Origin of the sequence: Kocuria sp. CPCC 205263, from assembly GCF_040981075.1 — a bacterium.
Taxonomy (GTDB): Bacteria; Actinomycetota; Actinomycetes; order Actinomycetales; family Micrococcaceae; genus Kocuria; species Kocuria rosea.
On the sequence record NZ_JAVKPV010000002.1, the window covers coordinates 339899 to 355454 of the forward strand.

A 15556-nucleotide genomic window follows, 5' to 3' on the forward strand; every position below is an offset into this window, starting at 1 on the left:
CGTTCTCTCGTCGTGCGCTCGGTCCGTGAGGAGGGCGCGGGGACGGCGTTTCGCATTCGGGTCGGCTCGTAGCTCGGCTGACGGGCACCGCAAGGACCCTCTTCTCGGCATGCCGATCGACGAGGGCTCCGTCCTGCGGGGCGCCGCCTCGACGGATCGGTGCAACGCTGCGCTGTGAGCCCGGAGCGATCGACGGCTGTGAGTCCCCCACTCGCGGCAGGAGCCGCGGGACAGTGGTGCCAGCCGCGAAGGCGGCGGTCGTGACTGCTCAGGTGGTTCTTCTCATGGGTCTGTCCCATCCGGTGGAGAAGCGAGATCCGCTTCGCGACTGGTGCCGGCCCGTGGCGCGTTCCCCCGAACGCCCGTTGAGCCCTGTGTATGGTTCGACGTGACCAACGTAGGCCCAGGTCAGGGGGCCTCGACCAACATTTGCGAAGATGACGGACACGATTCGGACACGGCCCCGGTGGGGACCCGGCCGATCGCGGAACCGGCTCTCCTTGTCAGCGCAGGAATCCGGGTGCTGACAACTGCACGTGACGGATGATCCTGACGTGATGGAGGGCTGGGTCCGGAAGGTGCTCCGCTCCGGGATCTCGAGGAAGCACGGCACAGGGCGAGTGAGTTGTTCGCCGCTCCCGCCGGACCCTGTTCCCTGGAGGGGGCCCGACATGCTTCAAGTGTGACCGACGCATCAGACGTTGTAGTCCGCCTCGGGATGGAGAAATCCTGTCCACCGGTGGTTGTACGCGGTGACGATCACGGGACGCGGACGGTCAGCGCCGCCCGCGACTCCGCACGGTCCGAACCGGGGTCCGGTGGAAGAGCCAGGTCGAGGATCCGCCACCCCGCCACGGGCCGCCCCGGGGAAGGACCCGCCCCGACCTCGTCGACGGAGGGTTCGCGGAACAGTCCCGAGCCCATGGCCTTGAGCAGGGACTCCTTGCGCGCCCACACCGTGGTCACGGCGGCCGGCCGGTCCGCGGCCGGCAGGGCCCGCAGGGCAATGATCTCGGCGGGGTGGAGCAGGGGGATCACCTGCTCGGCGGCGACCGGGTCCTGGAGGTGCTCGACGTCCACCCCCACCTCGCGCTCGGCGGTGGCCACGAGCACCTGGTCGCCGCTGTGCGAGAGGGAGAAGCGCAGGGCGTGGTCCTCGAGCCGCGGCTTGGGCCGGGGCCCCACGGCGGGAACGGGCGGTCCCAGGCGCAGCGAGGCCGGGTCCGCGCCGGTGCGGGCGGCGAGCTCGTGGCGCAGCATGCAGTGGGCGACCACGAACCGCCGCCGGTCGCTCTCGTGGCGGAACGCCGCGGCCCGGGCCCGCTCGTCCTCGTCCAGGCAGTCCCGGACCGACTCCGCCCAGCCGGCCAGCGGGGCCACGCGGGCGAGCACGACCCGCACGTCCGCGGGAGCGCCCGGCACCGGCAGCTCGACCGTGCCGGGCACGCTCGGCGGGGGCGTCGTCACGACGACGGGCTCACCGGGAGCGGCCGGGCGCGGCGCACGCCTCGAGGTCCTCGAGCAGGCGGTGCCGGTTCTCGGCGAGCGGGTGGTGGCCGCCGGGGTACTCGCGCCGCTGCACGGTCCCGGTGCTGACGGGACGCCAGGCGTCCATGCCGGCGGCGTCCACCGTGTGGTCCTCGCTGCCGCGCAGCAGCAGCAGGGGCGCCCCGACCGGGGCGGGGAGCCGGTCATGGGCCATCGCAACCCGCAGGTCCGCGCGCAGGGCGGGCAGCTGCAGGGCCAGCAGCTCGGGGTTCGCCAGCACCGCCTCGGGGGTGCCGCCCAGCCGCCGCAGCCACCGGGCGAGCGCCTCGTCCGCGCCCGGGTCCTGCGGGTCGAGCCCGGCCCGCAGGTCCTCGTCCCCGTCGTCCGCCGTGTCCACGGCGCCCGGGGCGGTCTTCGCGGACAGCGCGAGCAGCGACACCCGGATCCCCTCCCGGTGCTCGAGGAGCGAGGCCAGCTCGGCCGCGACGGTGGCGCCCATGCTGTGGCCCAGGACCACGAGCGGGACGTCCGAGGCCGCCCACGGCGCGCCGGCGACGGCCTCGGCCGCCTCCGCGGCGAGGGCGGCGACCGAGGGCGCCGCCGGCTCCCGGAAGCGGCTCTCCCGGCCGGGGTACTGGACGCCCAGGACGTGCACGTCCTCGCGGACCAGGAACCGCCAGTACCCGGCGGCCGCGCCCGAGGGCGGGCAGCAGAGCACGCGCAGCCGGGGCGTCCGGGCGGGGGCGCCGCTGCGCAGCCGGTCCTGCGCGGAGAGGTCCACGAGGCAGCGCCCGGGGGAGCCGGTCGGTCGGGTGCTCATCGGGGCCGGGCCGCCCGCGTCAGGAGATGGTCGCCAGGACGGCGCCGGCGGAGACGGTGTCCCCGGGGTTCACGGACAGCCCCGAGACCGTGCCCGACTTGTGGGCGGTCAGCGGCTGCTCCATCTTCATGGCCTCCAGCACCAGCACGAGATCGCCCTCGGCCACCTCGTCCCCGTTGTCCACCGCGATCTTCACGATGGTCCCCTGCATCGGGGAGCTCAGGCTGTCGCCGCTCGCCGCGGCGGTGCCGCCGCCGCGGGCGGAGCGGGACTTGCGGGGCTTGGCCGCGGTCCCGTTGGGCTTGGCCGTGCCGGGCAGGGCGGGCAGGACCACCTCGAGGCGCTTGCCGGCGACCTCGACGACGATCGCCTGGCGCTCCTCGGCCTCCGGCCCGGCCTGCGGGACGCCCTCGAAGGGCGGGATGGTGTTGTCGAACTCCGTCTCGATCCACCGCGTGTGCACGGAGAACGGGGCGCTGTCCGCGGGGGCGAACGCGGGATCGGCGACGACGGCGCGGTGGAAGGGGACCACGGTGGGCATGCCCTCGATGCGCAGCTCCGCCAGCGCCCGGCGGGAGCGCTCGAGCGCCTGCTGCCGGGTGGCCCCGGTGACGATCAGCTTGGCGAGCATGGAGTCGAAGTTCCCGCCCACGGTCTCGCCGGCCTGCACGCCGGAGTCCACGCGCACGCCGGGACCGCCGGGCAGGTCGAGCGCGGTGATGGTGCCGGGGGAGGGCATGAAGTGCCGTCCCGGGTCCTCGCCGTTGATGCGGAACTCGATCGAGTGGCCACGGACCTCCGGGTCCTCGTAGCCGAGGGCCTCGCCGCGGGCCAGCCGGAACTGCTCGCGCACCAGGTCGATGCCCGTGACCTCCTCGGACACCGGGTGCTCCACCTGCAGGCGGGTGTTGACCTCCAGGAACGTGATCGTGCCGTCCTGGCCCACCAGGAACTCGCACGTGCCCGCGCCCTGGTAGCCGGCCTCGCGCAGGATCGCCTTCGAGGAGGCGTAGAGCAGGCGGTTCTGCTCCTCGGACAGGAACGGCGCCGGCGCCTCCTCCACGAGCTTCTGGTTGCGCCGCTGCAGGGAGCAGTCGCGGGTGGAGACGACCACCACGTTGCCGTGGGCGTCGGCCAGGCACTGGGTCTCGACGTGCCGCGGGGCGTCCAGGAAGCGCTCCACGAAGCAGTCGCCGCGGCCGAACGCCGCGGTGGCCTCGCGCACGGCGGACTCGTAGAGCTCCGGGATGTCGTCGCGGTTGCGGACCACCTTGATGCCGCGGCCGCCGCCGCCGAACGCGGCCTTGATGGCCAGGGGCAGCCCGTGCTCGTCGGCGAACGCGAGGACCTCCTCGGCGGAGCCGACCGGGTCGGTGGTGCCGGGGACCTGCGGGGCGCCGACCTTCTCCGCGATGTGGCGGGCGGCCACCTTGTCGCCGAGCTTGGCGATGGCCGCGGGCGGGGGCCCGATCCAAGTCAGCCCGGCCTCGAGCACGGCCAGGGCGAACTCGGCGTTCTCGGACAGGAAGCCGTAGCCGGGATGCACGGCGTCGGCGCCCGAGCGGGCGGCGACGTCGAGGATCTTGTCGATCACCAGGTACGAGTCCGCGGCGGTGGACCCGCCGAGCCCGTACGCCTCGTCCGCCGTGCGGGCGTGCAGGGCGTCCCGGTCCGGGTCGGCGTACACGGCCACGGAGGCGATGCCCTCGTCGCGGGCGGCGCGGATCACGCGCACCGCGATCTCGCCGCGGTTGGCGACGAGCACCTTGGTGATGGGGCGGATGGCGCCGTCCGCGGGGTTCTTACCGGTCACGTCTCACTCCTTGTCGAATCCTCCGATGCACTGTATTCCCCGTCGTGAGCAATCGCCCAACCACCCGGCGGCGGACCGGAAATGCGACGCCGTTTCTGTAGGAGTCCTACAAAGCGCAGACCGGTTCCGGCGGCGAGCGGTCCTCAGCGGCCGGCGGTCCACAGCTCGGGCACGCCGACGCCCGCCCGGCCGAGCAGCGTGCGCAGGGTGCTGAGGCTCAGGCCGACGACGGCGTGCACGTCGCCCTCCACCCGCTCCACGAACGCCGCGCCGAGCGAGTCGATGGTGAAGGACCCGGCCACCTCCAGGGGCTCGCCGGTGGCCACGTAGGCCGCGACCTCGTCGTCGGACATCTGCGCGAAGAACACCTCGGCGCTGGCGGGCGCGCCGCCGCTCCAGCCGGTCCCGCCGTCCTCCGGGTTCCGCGTGTCCACGAGCCAGTGGCCGGTGTGCAGCACCCCCGAGCGCCCGCGCATGGCCCGGATCCGGGCGGTCGCCGTGGCGGCGTCCAGGGGCTTGCCGTGCACCTCGCCGTCGAGCTCGAAGACCGAGTCACAGCCCACCACGAGGGCGCCGGCGGCCTCGGGCAGCGCCGCCACGGCCTCGGCCTTGGCCCGGGCCAGGACCATCGCGGTCTCCTCGGCGCCGGTCACCCCGCGCTCCCGGACCACGGCGTCCTCGTCCACGTCGGAGACGAGCCGGTCGTGGCCGATCCCGGCGTCGGCCAGCAGCTTGGTGCGGGCGGGGGAGCGGGAGGCGAGGACGAGGCGGGGAGTCACCGTCCCAGGATACGCAGGCCGTGCGCGCGAGGGGCCGCGCTGGGCCCCCGCCCACGCGCGAGGGGCCGCGTCCTGCCGGCGGGAGATCACCCCACCGGCAGGATGCGGCCCCTCGGGCTCGCCCGGGCTCAGTGCTCGACGACCACGCGGCCCTCGATCCTGCCCTTCTCCATCTCGTCGAGGATCGCGTTGACGTCTTCGAGCGGACGGGTGCTGCAGGTCGGGTGAATCAGACCGCGCGTAGAAGTCGAGGGCCTCGACCATGTCCTGGCGCGTGCCCACGATCGACCCGCGGATGGTCAGGCCCTTGAGCACGATGTCGAAGATCGGCGCGGGGAAGTCCCCGGGCGGCAGGCCGTTGAACACGATCGTCCCGCCGCGGCGGACCATGCCGATCGCCTGGCCGAACGCGGCCGGGTGCACGGCGGTCACCAGCACGGCGTCCGCACCGTCCGGGATCTGCGCGAGCACGACCTCGGCCGGGTCCTCCGCGAACGCGTTGACGGTGATCTCCGCCCCGTGCTTGCGGGCGAGGGCCAGCTTGTCGTCGGCGACGTCGACCGCCGCGACCCGCAGGCCCATGGCCACCGCGTACTGCACGGCCAGGTGTCCCAGGCCGCCGATGCCGGAGATCACCACCCATTCCCCGGGCCGCGCCTCGGTCATCTTCAGGCCCTTGTAGACGGTGACCCCGGCGCACAGCACCGGCGCCACCTCGTACGGATCGGAGCCCGCGGGGATCTGCGCGGCGAAGCGGGCGTCCACCAGCATGTACTGGCCGAAGGACCCGTCGATGCTGTAGCCGCCGTTGACCTGCTCCTCGCACAGCGTCTCCCAGCCGGTGCGGCAGTTGCGGCAGTGCCCGCTCGCCGAGGCCAGCCAGGCGTTGCCCACGAGGTCGCCCTCCTCCACCTCCGTGACGCCCGGTCCGAGGGCCACGACCGTGCCCACGCCCTCGTGGCCCGGGACGAGGGGCGGGGTGTGCCACACCCGTCGAGATCAGCTTGACGAGGACCTGGCCGGGGCCGGGCTCGGGGACCGGGAGGTCCTTGACCTCGAGGGGCTGCCCGAAGGCGGTGACGACGGCGGCGGTCATGGTGCCGGGGACCGCGGTGGCCGCGGACTCCTGGACGGTCGGGGCACGCTGGGCGTTCATGGTGCTCCTCTTGGAACGGGACGGACGGTCGGGACGGGTGAGGGCGGTTTAGAAGAAGCCCTGGGCGTCCTCGGAGTAGGAGACCAGCAGGTTCTTGGTCTGCTGGTAGTGGTCCAGCATCATGAGGTGGTTCTCGCGGCCGATGCCCGAGGACTTGTAGCCGCCGAACGCGGAGTGGGCGGGGTAGTTGTGGTACTGGTTCACCCACACGCGCCCGGCCTGGATGTCGCGGCCGGCGCGGTAGGCCAGGTTGCCGTTGCGGGCCCAGACCCCGGCGCCGAGGCCGTAGAGGGTGTCGTTGGCGGTGGCCATGGCGTCGGCGTAGTCGGTGAAGCGGGTGACCGACAGGACGGGCCCGAAGATCTCCTCCTGGAAGATGCGCATCGAGTTCTCGCCCTCGAACACCGTGGGGGAGACGTAGAAGCCCTCGGCGAGGTCCCCGTCCAGGACGTTGCGCTCGCCGCCCACGAGAACCTTCGCGCCTTCCTGCCGGCCGATGTCGATGTAGGAGAGGATCTTCTGCAGCTGGTCGTTGGAGGCCTGCGCCCCGACCTGGGTGTCGAGGTCCAGCGGGTTGCCCTGGACCATGCCCTTGACCCGCTCGACGCCGTCCGCGAGCAGCCGGTCGTAGATCGAGCCCTGGATCAGGGCCCGCGAGGGGCAGGTGCAGACCTCGCCCTGGTTGAGGGCGAAGAACGCGAAGCCCTCCAGCGCCTTGTCGTAGAAGGAGTCCTGGGCCGCGGCGACGTCCTCGAAGAAGATGTTCGGGGACTTCCCGCCCAGCTCGAGGGTCACCGGGATGATGTTCTGGGACGCGTACTGCATGATGAGCCGGCCGGTGGTGGTCTCGCCGGTAAAGGCGATCTTGCGGATCCGCGGGCTCGAGGCCAGCGGCTTCCCGGCCTCCACGCCGAAGCCGTTGACCACGTTGACCACGCCCGGGGGCAGGATGTCCGCGAGCAGCTCCATGAGCACCATGATCGAGGCCGGGGTCTGCTCGGCCGGCTTGAGCACCACGGCGTTGCCCGCGGCCAGGGCCGGGGCGAGCTTCCACACGCCCATGAGGATCGGGAAGTTCCAGGGGATGATCTGCCCGACCACGCCGAGGGGCTCGTGGAAGTGGTAGGACGTGGTGTTGTCGTCGAGCTGGGAGAGGGTGCCCTCCTGGGCGCGGATGGCCCCGGCGAAGTAGCGGAAGTGGTCGATGGCCAGGGCGATGTCCGCGTTGATGGTCTCGCGCACCGGCTTGCCGTTGTCCCAGGTCTCCGCCACGGCGAGCATCTCGAGGTTCTGCTCCATCCGGTCGGCGACCCGGTGGAGCACGAGGGCCCGCTCGGCGACCGGCGTCTTGCCCCAGGCCGGGGCGGCGGCCCACGCGGCGTCGAGCGCGGCGTCGATGTCCTCGGCGGTGCCGCGGGCCACCTCCGTGAAGGGCTTTCCGTTGACCGGGGAGATGTTCTCGAAGTACCGGCCCTGCACGGGCGGGACCCACTGCCCGCCGATCCAGTGCTCGTAGCGGGGCTTGAAGGTGACCTTCGAGCCCTCGGTGCCCGGCTGCGCGTAGACGGTGGTGAGGGACTGGGTTTCAACGCTCATGGTGACCTTCTCCTGGTGCGTGACGGTGCGTGTGGCACGGGTGCGGACCGCCTCGTCCGCACCATCGTGTGATGCGGATCACGCTATGCGGGGTCACGTTGCACGCACGTTGCACGCACGGTGCAGCGGGCGCCGGGGCCGGTCAGCGGCGCAGCCGCTCCAGCTCGAGCACGGCCTCAGCGCGGGCGGGAGAGCGGGCCGGCAGAAGGCGCAGCAGCAGCGCCCATGCCTCGGCGTCGTCGGCGGCCTCCGGCAGGGTGAGGTACTCGCGCACGGCCTCGGCCGAGCCGTCGGTCAGGACGGCCTCGCGCAGGAGTCCGGTGAGGCGGTGGCGCAGGGACACGAGGGACGGCGCCTCGGAGTGCGGCAGCAGCGCCCCGGTGTACTCGCGCAGCGCCCGCCGGTGCGAGCCCCGGGCGAGCAGCTCGAGCACCCGGTCCGCGTCCGAGGGCAGCGGGGTCTCGAGCCGGTAGGGGCGGGAGGCGATCGCCGGCCCGCCCCGGGACTCGAGCAGCCGGCGCAGCCGCAGGACCTCGGCGCGCACCGTGGTCTCCTGCGCCCGGCCGGCCCACAGCTGCTCCGACAGCTCCGCGGTGCACAGGCCGTTGCCGGCGCGGGACAGGGCCAGGAGGATCTCGGCGTGGCGCTCGGTGAGCTCCAGGGTCTGCCCGTCCAGCACCAGCGCCGGCGGGGCGTCGCCGAGCACGCGCAGGAACGCGCCGTGGGCGTGGGCGGCGGCCGGGGCCGCCGCGGCGTTCTCGGAGCGGCGGACGGAGCGCAGGGCGAGGGCGAGCTCGGCCCGGGCGGCGCGCACCGCCGCGCCGACCAGGGCCCGGGTGGCGGGGGTCGCGGCGGCGTCCCCGCCCGTCAGGTCCACGGCCCCCAGCAGCGCCCCCGTGACGGGGTGCAGCAGCGGGGCGGCCGTGCAGGTCCAGGGCCGGGCCTCGGGGTAGAAGTGCTGCTCGCGGTGCACGGTCACGGGCCGGCGCAGGACCAGGGCGGTGCCCGGGGCGTTGGTGCCCACGGCCGGCTCGGACCAGTCGGCGCCCTCGACGAAGCCCATGGACTCGGCCCGCCGCCGGGTAGCGGCGCTGCCCCGGACCCGCAGGATCACGCCGCCGGGGTCCGTGACGGCCACGACCAGCCCGGTGTCCTCGGCCAGCGGGGTGAGCAGCTCGTCGAGCACGGGCATCAGCAGGCGCAACGGGGAGCGGGCCTCCCGGACGTCGGAGCCGTCCAGCACGACCCGCGGGGTACAGCGCTCGGGCGCCGAGAGGTGGTCCAGCGACCGGGCCCAGGACAGTCGCAGCAGCGGGTCCGTCGTCGTCGGTCCGTCCACCGGTGCGCCCACGCGCCGCCTCCTGTCCCGTGCTGTGACCCAGCTCTCATGCCCGTCCCAGGGTAGCCCGTGACGCCTCCAGAAACAGCGAGGGGCGGGGAACTGCCGGAATGCGTCCAGCATTCTCGCAGTTCCCCGCCCCTCGCAGTGGGGACGGCGGCGCCGGGGCTCAGCGGGCCGCGGTCGCCGCGGCCTCCTCGGGGCGCGGCTCCGCGCCGGACCCGGTGCCGGATTCCGTGTCCTCGGGGGCGGCGTCCTCGGGGACGAAGGGGTCGCCGGAGCGCGGGGCGTCGTAGAGCTCCCGGTCCAGCAGCCCCTCGCGGTGGGCGACGATCGTGGGCACCAGGGCCTGGCCCGCCACGTTGAGCGCGGTGCGGCCCATGTCGATGATCGGGTCCACGGCCAGCAGGAGGCCCACGCCGTCGAGCGGCAGGCCCAGCGTGGACAGCGTCAGGGTGAGCATCACGGTGGCGCCCGTGGTGCCGGCGGTCGCCGCGGAGCCCAGCACGGACACGAGCGCGATGAGCACGTAGTGCGTGACGTCCAGCTCGATCCCGTAGAACTGCGCGACGAACAGGGCGGCGATCGCGGGGTAGACCGCGGCGCAGCCGTCCATCTTGGTGGTCGCCCCGAGCGGCACGGCGAAGGACGCGTAGGCGCGGGGCACGCCGAGGCTGCGCTCGGTGACGCGCTGCGTCAGGGGCATGGTGCCCACCGAGGAGCGGGAGACGAAGCCCAGCTGCACGGCCGGCCACACGCCGGAGAAGTACTGCCGGACGGAGAGCCCGTGCGCCTTGACCAGGGCCGGGTAGACCACGAACGCCACGATCAGCAGGCCGGCGTAGACGGTCGCGACGAACGCCAGGAGCCCGCCCATCGAGGTCCAGCCGTACTCGAACACGGCCCGGCCGATCAGCCCGAGGGTGCCCAGCGGGGCGAGACGGATGATCCACCAGACCACCTTCTGCACCACGGCGAGCGCGGCCCGGACCACGGCCAGGAAGGGCTCGGCGGGGGCGCCCACCTTGAGCGCCGCGATGCCGACGGCGGCCGAGACCACGAGCACCTGCAGCACGTTGAAGCCGAGGGACGTCTGGACGGTCTCCGGGTCCACCACGGAGGAGGAGACCTGCAGGCCCAGGAAGTTGGCGGGGACCAGGCCGGTGAGGAAGCCCAGCCACGAGCCCTGCGTCCCGGTGTACGCCTCGGCGGGCGCGGCCGCGCCGCTGCCGGCGCCGGGCTGGACGACCAGGCCGAGCACCAGGCCGACCGTCACGGCGATCAGGGCCGTGATCCCGAACCACAGCAGCGTCTTCCACGCGAGCCGGGCGGCGTTGGAGACCTCCCGCAGGTTGGCGATCGAGGAGATCACCGCGGTCACGATGAGCGGGACCACGGCGGCCTTGAGCAGGCTGACGTAGCTGGTGCCGATGGTGTCCAGGGCGGTCATCAGCCAGTTGGGGTCCGTGTCGGGGTCACCGCCGAGGGTGTCGGCCACGGTGCCCAGGACCACGCCCAGGAGGAGGGCGAGCACGATCTGCGGGCCGAAGGAGGTCATCCACCGGGGCAGCCGTCTAGTGCTTTCTGCGGAAATCATATGGCCACGATAGGGCGCGGAAATATACAACACCGAATGACGGTGACGAAATGTGACGCGGGAATGACGGAGGTCACAGGGCGAGCGCGTACCGCAGGGTGTCCAGGCCCACCGAGCCGACCCGCAGCGCGCGGGTGTGGAAGTCCTTGAGCAGGAACTCCGGGCCCGCCGCGGCGCGGGCCGCCTCCCGCGCCTGCTCCCACAGCTGCTGGCCCACCTTGTAGGACGGCGCCTGCCCGGGCCAGCCCATGTAGCGCATCCACTCGAAGCGCAGCATCGGGTCCGCCATCACGATGTTCGAGCGCAGGAACTGCCAGCCGTCCTCGGGCGTCCAGACCTCGCCGGGGCGGGCCCCGCCGAGGGCGTCCCCGAGCTCCGCGGGGATCCGGTAGCCGCAGTGGAAGCCGACGTCGAACACCACCCGCGCCGCCCGCAGCCGCTGGGCGTCCAGCATCCCCATCCGGTCCCCGGGGTCCTGCAGGTGGCCCAGCTCGTCCATGAGCCGCTCGGCGTACAGCGCCCAGCCCTCCCCGTGGCCCGAGACCCACACGCCCATCCGCCGCCACCGGTTGAGCTCGCCCGAGTTGGCGAGCGCGGTGGAGAACTGGAGGTGGTGGCCGGGAACGCCCTCGTGGTAGACGGTCGTGGTCTCCTCCCACGTGGTGAAGGTCCGGGTGCCCTCGGGCACGGACCACCACATGCGCCCGGGGCGGGAGAAGTCGGCGCTGGGCATCGAGTACCAGATCCCGCCGTCGTGGGTCGAGGCGATGCGGCACTCGAGCCGGCGCATGGGACCGGTGAGCTCGAAGTGCGTGTCCGCGAGGGCGTCCACGGCGGCGTCGGAGAGGTCCTGCATCCACGCCTGCAGCGCGTCGGTGCCGTGCAGCTGCCGCGCCGGGTCCGCGTCCAGGGCCGCCATGGCCTCGGCGACCGTGGCGCCGGGGGCGATCCGGCGGGCGAGCTGCTCCTGCTCCGCCACGATCGTGCGCAGCCGCTCCACGCCCCACGCGTAGACCGTGGCCGGGTCCAGGACGGCGCCCAGGAACTCCTGCAGGCGCAGCGTGTACACGTCCGGTCCCACCGCGTCCGTGCGGGGCGCGTCCGCGGCGAGCTCCTTGCCCAGCACGGCGGCGAGGCCCCGGTAGGCGTGCCGCGCCGCCTCGGCCGCCTCCCCGACCTGCTGCCGCAGCGCCTCGGGGACGCGGGGGCTGCGCGCCAGCCGGTCGAAGAAGCCGTGGCGCGCCGCGTAGCCGGTGCACTGCCGGGCCGCGTTGCGCAGCTGCGCCGCGGAGGCCGAGCGGCCGAGGGAGCGGGCGTGCCGCAGGCCCAGGACGTAGGAGTCCACGGCGGCGGGCACGGCGCGCAGCCGGCCGGCGAGGTGCGCCCAGTCCTCGGCGGTGCTCCGGGGCAGGTCGTCGAAGACCTCCCGGATCTCCTGCACCGGGGAGGAGATGTTGTTGACCTCCCAGCCCCGCAGCCCCTCCTCGTGCAGGAGCAGGTCCAGACCCAGGCGCTCGCGCAGGGCGTGGCCGGTGATCCGGTCGACGTCGTCGAATGGCGCCGCGCGCTCGAGCTCCGCCAGCGTCCGGCGGGCGGCGTCGGCGTGGGCCTCCAGGCCCTCGGGCCCGAAGTCGCGGTACTCGGTCTCGTGCCCGGGAAAGCCGTGCACGGTGGCCTGGGCCGGGTCCAGCTCCATGGTGCGCGCGAACCAGCGCTCGGCCACGGCGTCCACGTCCGTGGGCTCGCGCCGCCCCGTGCCGAGGGGTGCGGGACCGGCGCCGGTCAGGGGGTCGGGCCGTTGATCGGTCATGCACGTCACAGTAGCGCCGGGCGCTCCCTAGACTGCGGAGCATGTCCGCTCCTGCGCCGCGCGCGAACTCCGCGCCCCCCGCGACCGTCCCGGCCGGGCCCACGGGGACCGCCGGGACCGGACCCGCCCTGCTCGTGGTGGTCGCGGGGGTGGTGGGCGCCCTGCACGTGTGGAAGCTGGCCCCGGCGCTGCCCGTGCTCTCCGCCGAGCTCGGCCTGAGCCTGGTGCAGGGCGGGTTCCTGCTCTCCACCGTGCAGGTGGCCGGAATGCTGCTGGGCGTGGTGGTGGGTCTGTCCGGGGACCGGATCGGCCTGCGCCGGGGGCTGGTGCTCGGGCTGGGCCTGCTCACCGCGGGCTCCGTGACGGGACTGCTCTCCACGGGGTACGGCCCGCTGCTGGGCTCCCGGGTGCTGGAGGGCGTGGGGTTCATGCTCGTGTCGATCTGCGCCCCGGCCCTGATCCGGCGCACCGTGGCCCCGGCCCGGGTGTCCCTGCTGGTGGGGCTGTGGGGCTGCCACATCCCGGTCGCCGCGGCCCTCTCCCTGCTGCTCGGCGGGCTGCTCAGCGAAGCCCTCGGCTGGCGCACCTGGTGGGCGGCCGCCGCGGCCGGCTCCGCACTCCTGGGCGTGCTGGTGCTCGCCGTGCTCCCGCCGGACCCGGCCCACACGGTGGTGCACGGGGTGCGTCAGCGCCTCGGGCTGACCCTGCGCGCGCCGGGGCCGTGGCTCGTGGCCGCGGTCTTCGGGCTCTACACCGCCCAGTGGAACGGGGTGGTGCAGTTCCTGCCCTCCATGTACGCCGAGGCCGGGATCACGGCGGGCGCCGCCGCGGGGCTCAGTGCGCTCGCCGCGGGGGTCAACGTGGTGGGCAACCTGGGCGCGGGCCGGGCCCTGCACCGCGGGGTGCGACCCGTGGTGCTGTGGTGCACGGGCTTCGCCGTGCTGGGACTGGCCGCCGTGGTCGCGTTCGGGATCGCCCCGCTGCTGGACGAAGGCGTGCGCTTCGGCGTCCGGTACGGCGCGGTCCTGGTGTTCTCCGCGGTGGGGGGAGTGGTGCCGACCACGGCGATCGCGAGCCTCATGCGCGTCGCGCCCACCCCCACCACGGTGGCCACCACGCTGGGCCTGGGCCAGCAGTTCAACGCCCTGGGCCAGTTCGCCGGCCCGCCCGCGGTCGCGTCGGTCGCGCAGGCGACCGGCTCCTGGGACCTGACGTGGGCGGTGACGGCGGTGCTCGCCCTCGCGGGCATCGCGGTGGCGCTCGTCGTCTCCCGGCGGATCCCCCGGGAGCCGTGACCGGGCTCCACCCGGGTCACGGCGTGCGGGTCACTCCTCCGGCCCGGTCACTCCTCCGGCCGGGTCCGCCGCCACGCGCCGCGGCCCGGCCGCAGCTTCAGGCCTAGCCGCATCCGGCGGAACTGGTCCCGGCGCCCCGGGGAGCCCTTCGCGGCGTCCTCGTCCGCGTGCCGGCGCGCGAGCAGGACGGCCGTGACGGCGGCGATCTCCTCCGGCGTGGGGCTGCCGGCCGTGAAGCGCAGGGACGGGGTGCCCTCGGCGGGCTCACGGGGGGTCACAGCGGGATGTTCCCGTGCTTCTTGGTGGGCATCGACGCGCGCTTGTCGCGCAGGGCCCGCAGGGCCTTGAGCACCTGCACCCGGGTCTCGGACGGGGAGATCACCGCGTCCACGTAGCCCAGCTCGGCGGCCTGGTAGGGGTTGAGCAGGCTCTCCTCGTACTTGCGCACCAGCTCGGCGCGCAGCGCCTCGACGTCCTCGTCGTTGTCCGCGGCGGCCTTGAGGTCCCGGCGGTAGAGGATCTCCACGGCGCCCTGGGCGCCCATCACGCCGATCTGCGCGGTGGGCCAGGCCAGGTTGACGTCCGCGCCGAGCTTCTTGGAGCCCATCACGATGTAGGCCCCGCCGTAGGCCTTGCGGGTGATCAGGGTGACCAGCGGGACGGTCGCCTCGGCGTAGGCATAGAGCAGCTTGGCGCCGCGCCGGATGATGCCGTTGAACTCCTGGTCGGTGCCGGGCAGGAAGCCGGGCACGTCCACGAGGGTGAGGATCGGGACGTTGAACGCGTCGCAGTGGCGGACGAACCGGGCCGCCTTCTCGGAGGCCGCGATGTCCAGGGTGCCGGCGAACTGCATGGGCTGGTTCGCCACGACGCCCACGGTGTGCCCCTCGACCCGGGCGTAGCCGATCATCACGTTGGGGGCGTAGAGGGCCTGCATCTCCAGGAAGTGCCCGTCGTCGACGATCGCCTCGACCACCGCCCGCATGTCGTAGGGCTGGTTCGCGGAGTCGGGGACCAGCACGTCCAGGGCGAGGTCCTGGTCGGTGACCTCGTCCTCCTGGTCGTGGTCCACCAGGGGCGCCTCCTGCAGGTTGTTCGCCGGCAGGAACTCGAGCAGCTCGTGCACGAAGTCCAGCGCGTCCTGCTCGTCCTCGGCGAGGTACGTGGCCGTGCCGGTCGTCGCGTTGTGCTGGCGCGCCCCGCCCAGCGTCTCCATGTCCACCGTCTCGCCCGTGACCGTCTTGATGACGTCCGGTCCGGTGATGAACATGTGCGAGGTCTTGTCGACCATCACGATGTAGTCGGTCAGGGCGGGGGAGTAGGCCGCCCCGCCCGCGCACGGGCCCATGATCAGCGAGATCTGCGGAACCACCCCGGAGGAGCGGACGTTCATGTTGAAGATGTCCGCGAACATGGCCAGGGAGGCCACGCCCTCCTGGATCCGCGCCCCGCCGCCGTCGTTAATCCCGATGACCGGGCAGCCGTTGCGCAGGGCGAACTTCTGGACCTTGACGATCTTCTCCCCGTTGACCTGGGACAGCGACCCGCCGAAGACCGCGAAGTCCTGGGAGTAGACCGCCACCAGGCGCCCGTCCACCGTGCCGTAGCCGCTGACCACGCCGTCGCCGGGCAGCTTCTTCGACGCCATCCCGAAGGCGGTCGAGCGGTGGGTCGCGAGGGCGTCGAACTCCACGAACGAGTCCTCGTCCAGGAGCATCTCCACGCGCTCGCGGGCGGTGTTCTTCCCGCGGGCGTGCTGCTTCTCGACCGCCGCCTGCCCCGCGGGCACCTCGGAGCGGGCCCTGCGGTCGTGGAAGTCGGCGATCTTGCCGGCGGTGGTCGTCAGGTCGTGGGTCACAGGCA

The 15556-nt window shown here is 73.6% G+C and carries 11 protein-coding genes and 1 pseudogene; 1 reads left to right on the forward strand and 11 read right to left on the reverse strand.

Features of this window, described 5'->3' with window-relative positions; all coding sequences use genetic code 11:
• Positions 1 to 759: 759 nt before the first annotated feature.
• The 9 genes and pseudogenes from RF647_RS03960 to RF647_RS04000 form a co-directional block, all read right to left on the reverse strand.
• Positions 760 to 1467 carry a 4'-phosphopantetheinyl transferase superfamily protein gene (locus tag RF647_RS03960; protein WP_368810609.1) on the reverse strand — a complete coding sequence of 236 codons (708 nt, stop codon included), beginning with the start codon at positions 1465 to 1467 and terminating at the stop codon, positions 760 to 762.
• 10 nt (positions 1468 to 1477) lie between these two features.
• Positions 1478 to 2308, reverse strand: a complete 831-nt coding sequence (locus tag RF647_RS03965) for a thioesterase II family protein (protein WP_368810610.1) — start codon at positions 2306 to 2308, stop codon at positions 1478 to 1480.
• 19 nt (positions 2309 to 2327) lie between these two features.
• Complete coding sequence (locus RF647_RS03970; RefSeq protein ID WP_368810611.1) at positions 2328 to 4121, reverse strand: biotin carboxylase N-terminal domain-containing protein; 1794 nt, start codon at positions 4119 to 4121, stop codon at positions 2328 to 2330.
• 143 nt (positions 4122 to 4264) lie between these two features.
• The gene (locus RF647_RS03975; protein ID WP_368810612.1) at positions 4265 to 4900 is read right to left on the reverse strand and encodes a nucleoside triphosphate pyrophosphatase; all 636 of its coding nucleotides are present in this window, start codon (positions 4898 to 4900) and stop codon (positions 4265 to 4267) included.
• Between the two features lie 128 nt (positions 4901 to 5028).
• A pseudogene (locus tag RF647_RS03980) lies at positions 5029 to 5996 on the reverse strand (zinc-dependent alcohol dehydrogenase).
• Positions 5997 to 6104: 108 nt separating this feature from the next.
• Positions 6105 to 7652 carry an aldehyde dehydrogenase family protein gene (locus RF647_RS03985; RefSeq protein WP_058858411.1) on the reverse strand — a complete coding sequence of 516 codons (1548 nt, stop codon included), beginning with the start codon at positions 7650 to 7652 and terminating at the stop codon, positions 6105 to 6107.
• Between the two features lie 142 nt (positions 7653 to 7794).
• Positions 7795 to 9003 carry a transcriptional regulator gene (locus RF647_RS03990; protein ID WP_368810613.1) on the reverse strand — a complete coding sequence of 403 codons (1209 nt, stop codon included), beginning with the start codon at positions 9001 to 9003 and terminating at the stop codon, positions 7795 to 7797.
• A 157-nt stretch (positions 9004 to 9160) separates the two neighbouring features.
• Complete coding sequence (locus RF647_RS03995; protein WP_368810614.1) at positions 9161 to 10588, reverse strand: dicarboxylate/amino acid:cation symporter; 1428 nt, start codon at positions 10586 to 10588, stop codon at positions 9161 to 9163.
• Positions 10589 to 10661: 73 nt separating this feature from the next.
• Entirely contained in the window at positions 10662 to 12398 is a 1737-nt protein-coding gene (locus RF647_RS04000) for a DUF885 domain-containing protein (protein WP_368810615.1), read from the reverse strand.
• Between the two features lie 41 nt (positions 12399 to 12439).
• Between RF647_RS04000 and RF647_RS04005 the strand changes: the two genes are divergently transcribed.
• A complete protein-coding gene (locus RF647_RS04005; protein WP_368810616.1) occupies positions 12440 to 13693 on the forward strand; it encodes a CynX/NimT family MFS transporter in 1254 nt (417 codons plus the stop codon).
• 47 nt (positions 13694 to 13740) lie between these two features.
• Here the strand turns inward: RF647_RS04005 and RF647_RS04010 are convergent, their stop codons facing one another.
• Complete coding sequence (locus RF647_RS04010; RefSeq protein ID WP_368810617.1) at positions 13741 to 13971, reverse strand: acyl-CoA carboxylase subunit epsilon; 231 nt, start codon at positions 13969 to 13971, stop codon at positions 13741 to 13743.
• Entirely contained in the window at positions 13968 to 15551 is a 1584-nt protein-coding gene (locus tag RF647_RS04015; protein WP_017833849.1) for an acyl-CoA carboxylase subunit beta, read from the reverse strand. The genes RF647_RS04010 and RF647_RS04015 overlap by 4 nt, the downstream gene beginning before the upstream one ends.
• Positions 15552 to 15556 lie beyond the last annotated feature (5 nt).